The following is a 6,926-nucleotide window of genomic DNA, read 5'->3' on the forward strand; positions in this document are numbered from 1 at the left end:
CGGCATCACCCAGAGATCGGGCGGCATCGGCTGCGGACTGGGCACCGTCTTCCAATTCGGCCAGTTTCTGTCGGCTGGCTTCCAGGGCTTCGTTGTACTGCTCCTGGGTCAAGGTGCCTTCGGCGAACCCCTTTGAAAGTTCCACTGCCAGGTTAGCCAGCTCGGTGCGTGTTTCAGCGGCATTGATCTGTTTGAGTGCGTCAGCCGCATCCGTAAAGGCTTTTTTAGCGGTCTGTGCTGACTTCACATAGACCGAGTTGAGTTTGATGACATCCTGTTCGACGAACTCTGTCGTTTTCTGGCTCTCGGTGCGAATGGTCTGCTGAGTATCCTGACTGGCCTGAACAATGGCATCACTCAAGCTTTGCCAGGTGTTATTTATATCCTGAACATCCTCTTTCACTGCCTCTTTGAACCCTGCTGATACCGCCTTGACCGAGTCACTGAAAGACTGCAGCTTTTGGGCAGACTCTTCCGCTCCAAAGGCACTAAATAGCTTGACTGTACTTTGAGTAATGGAGGCGATAACAGAGCTGAACACCAGACCGAAGCCTTTAACGGCCACCGTGAAACCATTAAAAAACAGCTGAATGGCATTACCGGTCAAAGTAAAGGTACTGTTCAGGCTGGCCAGCGCCGAGGCGATACTCTGACTGGTGGAACGAACACGCTCAACCAACTGTTCAAACGTCAGCCCCGAGAAATTGGCCTTGATGGCCTCCCCCATCTGCACAAACGCATCGCTAATGGATTGTGCTAATCGTGACAAACGACCATCTTCTGACATCACACTGACTTGATTAGAAATCCCTTTAAGCTGAGTTTTTGCGTATTCCAGCGCCCCACTCTGAGCCACTTCATCCAGGAAGTTCTGCCAGGTGTCTTTCAGGTTACTGACGTAACCGGACAGCAAGGACATATTCTCGGCGGCACCGGCAGAACTCTTGCCGATTTCATCAATCAGCAGGGCAATGGTATCCCGTCCCAGCTTGCCTGCGGTGGAGAGTTTCTGCAGTTCCTGGACATTCTTGCCCGTGGCTTTCTCCAGCATTTCCCAAACGGGTACACCCCGCTCGACCAGCTGAAGAATCTCCTCTCCCTGCAGTTTCTGCTTGGCCCAGGCTTGTCCAACGGCCAGGGAAATGCCGTTCAGCCGTTCCATACCCCCACCCAGTTTGGAAGCCTGATCCACTATGGCTTGCATACTGCCGTCCATAGGATCTAGACCAAACGCCTTCAGTCGTACAAAAGCGTCCGCTACCTGCTCCAGCTGGTATGGGGTTTCACGGGTAAACTGCTTGATCCACTGGATAGCTCGCTCGCCTTCAGCCACTGAGCCCATTACAGCATTGAGCTGCACCCGCAACCGTTCAAACTGGTCACCCGTTCCCAGCAGACCCTGAATCGCCCGTTTGACGGTATACAAACCAACACTGGCCGCCACCAGAGCTCCTAACCGCTGAGATAGACGACCCATGCTGCCTGATGCTCGATCCGCATCTCGAGCCAGCTGCCGGAAGCCGAGACGTTTAAACGTGCGAGCAGAAGCTTTGGCTCTGACATCCACTTTCTGCAAAGCTGAGGCTGTTTCTTTCAGCTCCTTTTGCAGACGCTGCTGCTGGGCAGACAGGTTTCGGTTGGAAAGACCTGCCTGCTCCAGACTCCTGCGTAACCCGGCCAGTTTCTGCCGCTGAGCCTGATAAGCACGACTGGCTGATACTACTGATTTACGAGCCGATTCCAGAGAGCGCTGGAGTGAACGAGAAGGCTTCTCAGTCTGCTGAAACTCCCTGGCCAGCTTCTCAACCCTGGCTTCCGCCTCACGATAGGCTTTGCCTGTATCTCGAACTGCTGCTGTCTGTTTTTGAAAAGACGACAACAAACGATCCTGCTTCTGCAAGTCAGACAGTTTTTGCTTGAGGGTTTTGGCTTCATTGCGGAGGGATTCAAGAGAGGAGACTGACTGGAGGACGGTTTTGGATAGGGTATCTTTGGCTTTTAGTACCAGCCGAAGGGCAGATTCCTTTACTGAAGACATAATTCCTCCGTCGGCCACTATGAGTAAACGCTGTCAACTCAAAGAGGGCTTGCTGCGTGTGTGATTACTCTCTGCATCAGCTTACCAAGCTGAAGCTATTGCATTTATCGTTGGAATACGCAAAATCAGCTTTATAGAAAGTTATGATTTTAACGGCCAGTTTGAGACTGAAAAAATGCACAGAAACAGATATGGAAGCACTCAGATTTTTGCAGAAAAAGAGCTGAGATCCTTTTTAGATTCCAAAAAAAGACAAGTATTACAGACGATTGAATCTGAGAATGATGATTACCTTCTCAACGTAAACGAGAATGACTATGTTAGCTTCAAAGTATCAGAAGCCACCATGGATGAGCTTGAAATTCATATCGATAAAATTTATGCCTCTTCAAGCGAACAAATGATTCCTGCTGAATATTTCCCCAACTCGTTTTTCGTCCAGAGAGGAACATCATATAAAAAGGACGTTATAAAGTTCCATATTCCCTTTAGTGGTGAAAAAGAATTATTGAAATGTATCCCAAGCTCAAGGATTCTTTGGAGCATGGATGTTGAAATAAATGGAAACGAATTTTGCTTTGAAGTAATCAACTTCAATGACAACCCCGATGATATCGTCAGACAGAAAAACTCCAATTTAAGCTCTATAACAAAACAGCACAAAAATATTTTGAATGAGCTTCAGTCATACAACTCTAATTTAGAAAAAGAAATTAAAGAATACTTCAATCGAAGAAAAGAAAGAATAAAGTCCAATATTGGAGTTCTATCTGCCTTGGGAGTACCGCTGAAAAAAAACTCATCTGCTTCTTCAACCTTTTCAGTCCCAGCTCCTCAAAAACGTAAAAAAGTTGCTCTTCAAAAGCCCGTAGTTCATGAGAAAGGGTATTCACCTGAGCCTTGTTTAGACCAGACTGTATACCAAGATATTCTTAAAATGATTCATGATGTAGGCAAGGAGTTTGAACGCCTTCCAAGCTTATATTCTGGAAAAGAAGAAGAGCATTTAAGAGATCATTTCTTAATGATGTTAGAGCCAAACTTCGATGGCTCCGCTACCGGGGAGACTTTTAATAAAAAAGGTAAAACTGACATTTTGCTAAGGTATGAAAGCAGCAATGTATTTATTGGAGAATGCAAATTTTGGCGAGGCCAAAAAAGTTTTCTGAGTACTATCTCGCAGTTATTAAATTATTTAACTTGGAGAGACTCAAAAGCAGCTGTTATCATGTTTGTTCAGAATAAAGAATTTTCATCAGTAATTGATACTGCAAAATCATGTATTTCTGAGCACCAGAATTATATCAGAAAAACAAGTGAAAGTGATGAAACCTGGTTGAATTATGAGTTTCATATAAATGGCGATAGAAACAGAATCGTTAAGCTTGCAGTGATGCTATATCACATACCAAAAGACAACTAAACCAAAACGCTCATGAACCAAATTCACAAGCCGATACGATTAGTGTTCGGCTTGATAAGTATTTGGATGCAAGGGGAACAATCGAGAAAGATTTATGTACGCTATATGTTTGCTTCAGTACATAGGTGTAAATTACTATATGTAGTACTATTGAGCCAGATCCAACTGCATAAACGAACTCAGCCCATTCCCTGCAATCGACGTATCCGCCAGCACATCCACCTGCAAGGGAATGCTGGCGAAGTCATCAGAGATAAAGCCCAGATTCTGCACTGGTGAGAACTTCACCCGATGCACCCGGATATTGAAGGGTAAACCTTCCTGAGCATCGTTCAGCCCTTCCATAAAGAGAGTAAATTCCCGACCAGACTCTACCAGAGCCTGTACCATATTAGCCTTGAGCGGTGTGTAGCTGACCTTGATACCCTGATCATCAATACCCCCGCCATCAACTACCTGAATGCCGGACTTCATCAGTTCGTAGTCGTCGCCTTCTAACAATGTTACGTCCTGGCTGTCTTTGACAGTAATGGTCTGCTTCAGATCCGGTAGTCGCTTGAAGGGAATCAGCTCACCGGCTACACCGTGAGTTGCCAATTCTTCATCGGTGACCGGTGTAGTTGAGGCTGCGGTGACATTACCTCTCAGGGCCAGGGAGATATTACTGGCAGTAAAGTCATGAGCCACCAGGTTGGCCGTAATGCCCGACACCCGGCTGATAACATTGCGATTGCCGCCACCGCCCAGGTAGTTTTTCAGCTCTTTTCTATCTTCTTCAAAGCTGAAATTGAACTCGCTGACATTGCCAATGGGTAACAGTGGCGCGGATTTGTCATAGGGCTGAATATGGATACTGCCTGCGCCGATAAAGCTGCGGTCGATAGTGGACATAAGGATCTCCTTCCTTGAAGAGGATTTAAAAGACGGTTTCGAGGGTCAGGGTGATATCTGCAAAAGACAACTGCCCCTGGCTGGGCGCAATATCAAATTGGGTTTCAGAGAAAGTCAGTTTACGGCATTGCTCTGCCAGTGCTTTATCATTACTCAGGGCTTGCTGAATCGTTCGGGTAAATGCCAGCAAGGCATAAGTCGCTTGGTCATTGGTGGGCACCACAGCACTGAGATTAAAAAGCCATTGATCTTTACGACGGCTGCCCTGTTGTTGCAACTCGCTGATCGATTCCAGTTGCACCAAGATGGCTGGCGGCTTCAGGTCCTGTTCAATCCCGGTGGCAGCATAGCCAAGCAATACTTGGTCACAAGCAGATTCCAGAGCTTCCATCAAGATAGTGACCAATTGTTGCTCTGGATTAAGCATTAGTACTCCGTCTGCCTGAATTTGATAAGTTCAGCGACAGCCTGAGTCTTCAGATCAAGGCGCAACGGTGCAGGAAGAGCGGGGTCTTTCAAGCCGATGCAACGCAGAGCTGAAGGCTCAGGCTGTCGCCCTCCGGGTGGCTCGTAAAGCGGCCATCCGACTTCGTTGGGCTTGTTTGAAAGACCCCGGTCTTCCTGCACAAGTCCGCCTTGCGTATGACCGCTTTACGAACCACTGAACCTATCAAATTCAGGCAGACGGGGTACCGGCTCCATGGATGATGAAATTCAATTCCTGGTGCATCAGAATGGCAAACCGCTCCAGCAACACCGGCTGAAGCTTCTCCAGTACCTGAGTTGCGTTCTGCATCATGGGTAGGGACTGCTTTTCCAAAGGCAACCCCATCCACATCATGCGACCTGATTTTCTTGAACGCTGGTATTTGTACTGCCAGTTAGTCTTTCGCTTGAAGACCATGGGATGCGGAGCATTGACTGGTTGCATCAAAAAGGCTCCTTCCCAGAAGTGCTTGCCAGCTTTGACGCCCGATTTGGTTTGCCTGGGTTTCCCCAGATAATGAGCCGGGATGTCCCAAGCACCGATCCAGATCACCAGACTGTAGCCTTCACTGCCCCGCTCACCCGGTTTCAGAAGGCTAACTTTGACCCGGCCCAGCTCTTTCAGCTTTTTCTGGGTGATGCCTTGCTCCCGGGCTAATGCTCTCAGGGTTCGTCGCTCAGTAAATCGGGATAGCTTCCTCAATGCTCTTCGGATGGCGAGCTGGAGTTTATCCGGTGTGTTCTGGAAGTCACTGATGAGTTCTTCAATGCTGTCATCCAGTTCAAGTTCCAGCTTCATGGAGTGACCACCAGTGCATCTGACCATCGCCTTTCAGTTTCCGGTCTACGACCCAGCGTTGCTCTGCTGAGATCACTTCATCACCCCGAGTGACTCTCACATCCGTAGCCAACGCCAGTGTAGTGACCTCTTGCAGCACCTGTTCATAGGGACCTGTAGGCAGCAGCTCCCTGGTAATGATGCCTGATACTGCCAACACGTTGTTGCTTGACTGCTTCAGAGTAACCGGCTCACCAAAAGTGGCCAGCACCTGCCGGTTCAGATCATTCAGCTCATCTTGCATTTGATCACGGCTCTTGGCTTCAGGCAGATAGGCAGGGGGTTGGACTGGGTGTGGACCTGAACGCCTTTGTCGAAGTCCATGATTTTCTGCTTGGCGTACCGGGGTAAACCGATGGTATTGACGGTCTCGATGAAGTCCGCCGGAGCAAACTAGGTTCTGAAAATGCCGGTGCCTTCCGGGATCACATAGGCTTCATCGGCTTTGATAAAGGGGAGATCGCCCACCTGCCCCCGGTACTCTTCCCAGTCAATATCGCCAAACCGGAAGCCAGCCTTGGGGTCGTTTCTAAGTAAGGCGCTGTCTTGAAAGCGATGGTAGGCGTCTTTGACATAGTCATGACCCACCAGGCCATCATAGAAGTCAGCTCCGCAGAAACCTCTTAATCCGTTATACGGTTGTGCCCCCAGCGCTTTATCTACCTTGCGCCGAAGACCAACACATTCCAGTCGGACATCGGTCTCGGCGACACTGAATTTGAAGGTATGGGTCTGCTGGGTGACGCCAAACTCCTGAAACAAGTCATAGATAATGCTGGAACCATCAGCATCCAGAATCTGGCCCTTGATCGCTCCCAACCGGAGATGTTCCAGAGTCACTTCATGATTCGCATTCATGGACGCCAGTCGTTGATTAACGACCGTTTTAACCCCTTCCAGCGCACTCTCCGAACCAAAGGCCCGTACATTACGCACTTCATCCGCCACAATGGTGGAGTCGTAGGGGATATGAGGGATCACAAAACTGCGTACCTTGCGTTTACCCCCTTTGGCCTGGGGAGCCGGAGCCCCACGCTCGGAGGTAGGGAGCAAGATCAACTCACCGTTGCGGGACTCTACAATGGCCGTCGTCGTATTGATGCCACTTTCGGTGAACAGCCCCAAATCACCAATACGTCCTGGTTTATAAGGCAGTTCATTGAGTGTGGCGGTCAGGCTGGTGAGACTGAAGGCGTCGTTGTTAAAAATATCCAGTAAGCTCATCCCTGCTCTCCTGTTCTGAGAATGAT

Annotated in this window: 6 protein-coding genes and 1 pseudogene; 1 reads left to right on the forward strand and 6 read right to left on the reverse strand. The window is 48.7% G+C overall.

Translation table 11 applies throughout. The features are described 5' to 3' along the window. A partial coding sequence (locus ACR2PX_RS06440) for a tape measure protein (protein ID WP_433998540.1) occupies nucleotides 1-2,038 on the reverse strand: 2,038 nt, incomplete at its 3' end. A 175-nt stretch (nucleotides 2,039-2,213) separates the two neighbouring features. Between ACR2PX_RS06440 and ACR2PX_RS06445 the strand changes: the two genes are divergently transcribed. Next, nucleotides 2,214-3,461 (forward strand): hypothetical protein, encoded by a 1,248-nt coding sequence (locus ACR2PX_RS06445; RefSeq protein WP_433998541.1) that lies wholly within the window; start codon nucleotides 2,214-2,216, stop codon nucleotides 3,459-3,461. A gap of 147 nt (nucleotides 3,462-3,608) precedes the next feature. On the opposite strand, the gene ACR2PX_RS06450 is transcribed toward ACR2PX_RS06445, so the two are convergent. The 5 genes and pseudogenes from ACR2PX_RS06450 to ACR2PX_RS06470 form a co-directional block, all read right to left on the reverse strand. Then, nucleotides 3,609-4,352 carry a hypothetical protein gene (locus ACR2PX_RS06450; protein WP_433998542.1) on the reverse strand — a complete coding sequence of 248 codons (744 nt, stop codon included), beginning with the start codon at nucleotides 4,350-4,352 and terminating at the stop codon, nucleotides 3,609-3,611. A gap of 25 nt (nucleotides 4,353-4,377) precedes the next feature. Next, complete coding sequence (locus ACR2PX_RS06455; protein ID WP_433998543.1) at nucleotides 4,378-4,779, reverse strand: hypothetical protein; 402 nt, start codon at nucleotides 4,777-4,779, stop codon at nucleotides 4,378-4,380. Nucleotides 4,780-5,028: 249 nt separating this feature from the next. Continuing rightward, nucleotides 5,029-5,637, reverse strand: coding sequence for a hypothetical protein (locus ACR2PX_RS06460; protein ID WP_433998544.1), 609 nt, complete (start codon nucleotides 5,635-5,637; stop codon nucleotides 5,029-5,031). Beyond that, a complete protein-coding gene (locus ACR2PX_RS06465) occupies nucleotides 5,621-5,920 on the reverse strand; it encodes a hypothetical protein (RefSeq protein WP_433998545.1) in 300 nt (99 codons plus the stop codon). The genes ACR2PX_RS06460 and ACR2PX_RS06465 overlap by 17 nt, the downstream gene beginning before the upstream one ends. Next, nucleotides 5,905-6,900, reverse strand: a pseudogene (locus ACR2PX_RS06470) (major capsid protein). The gene ACR2PX_RS06465 and the pseudogene ACR2PX_RS06470 overlap by 16 nt, the downstream one beginning before the upstream one ends. Nucleotides 6,901-6,926 lie beyond the last annotated feature (26 nt).

Source organism: Endozoicomonas sp. (assembly GCF_051008435.1).
Taxonomy (GTDB): Bacteria; Pseudomonadota; Gammaproteobacteria; order Pseudomonadales; family Endozoicomonadaceae; genus Endozoicomonas_A.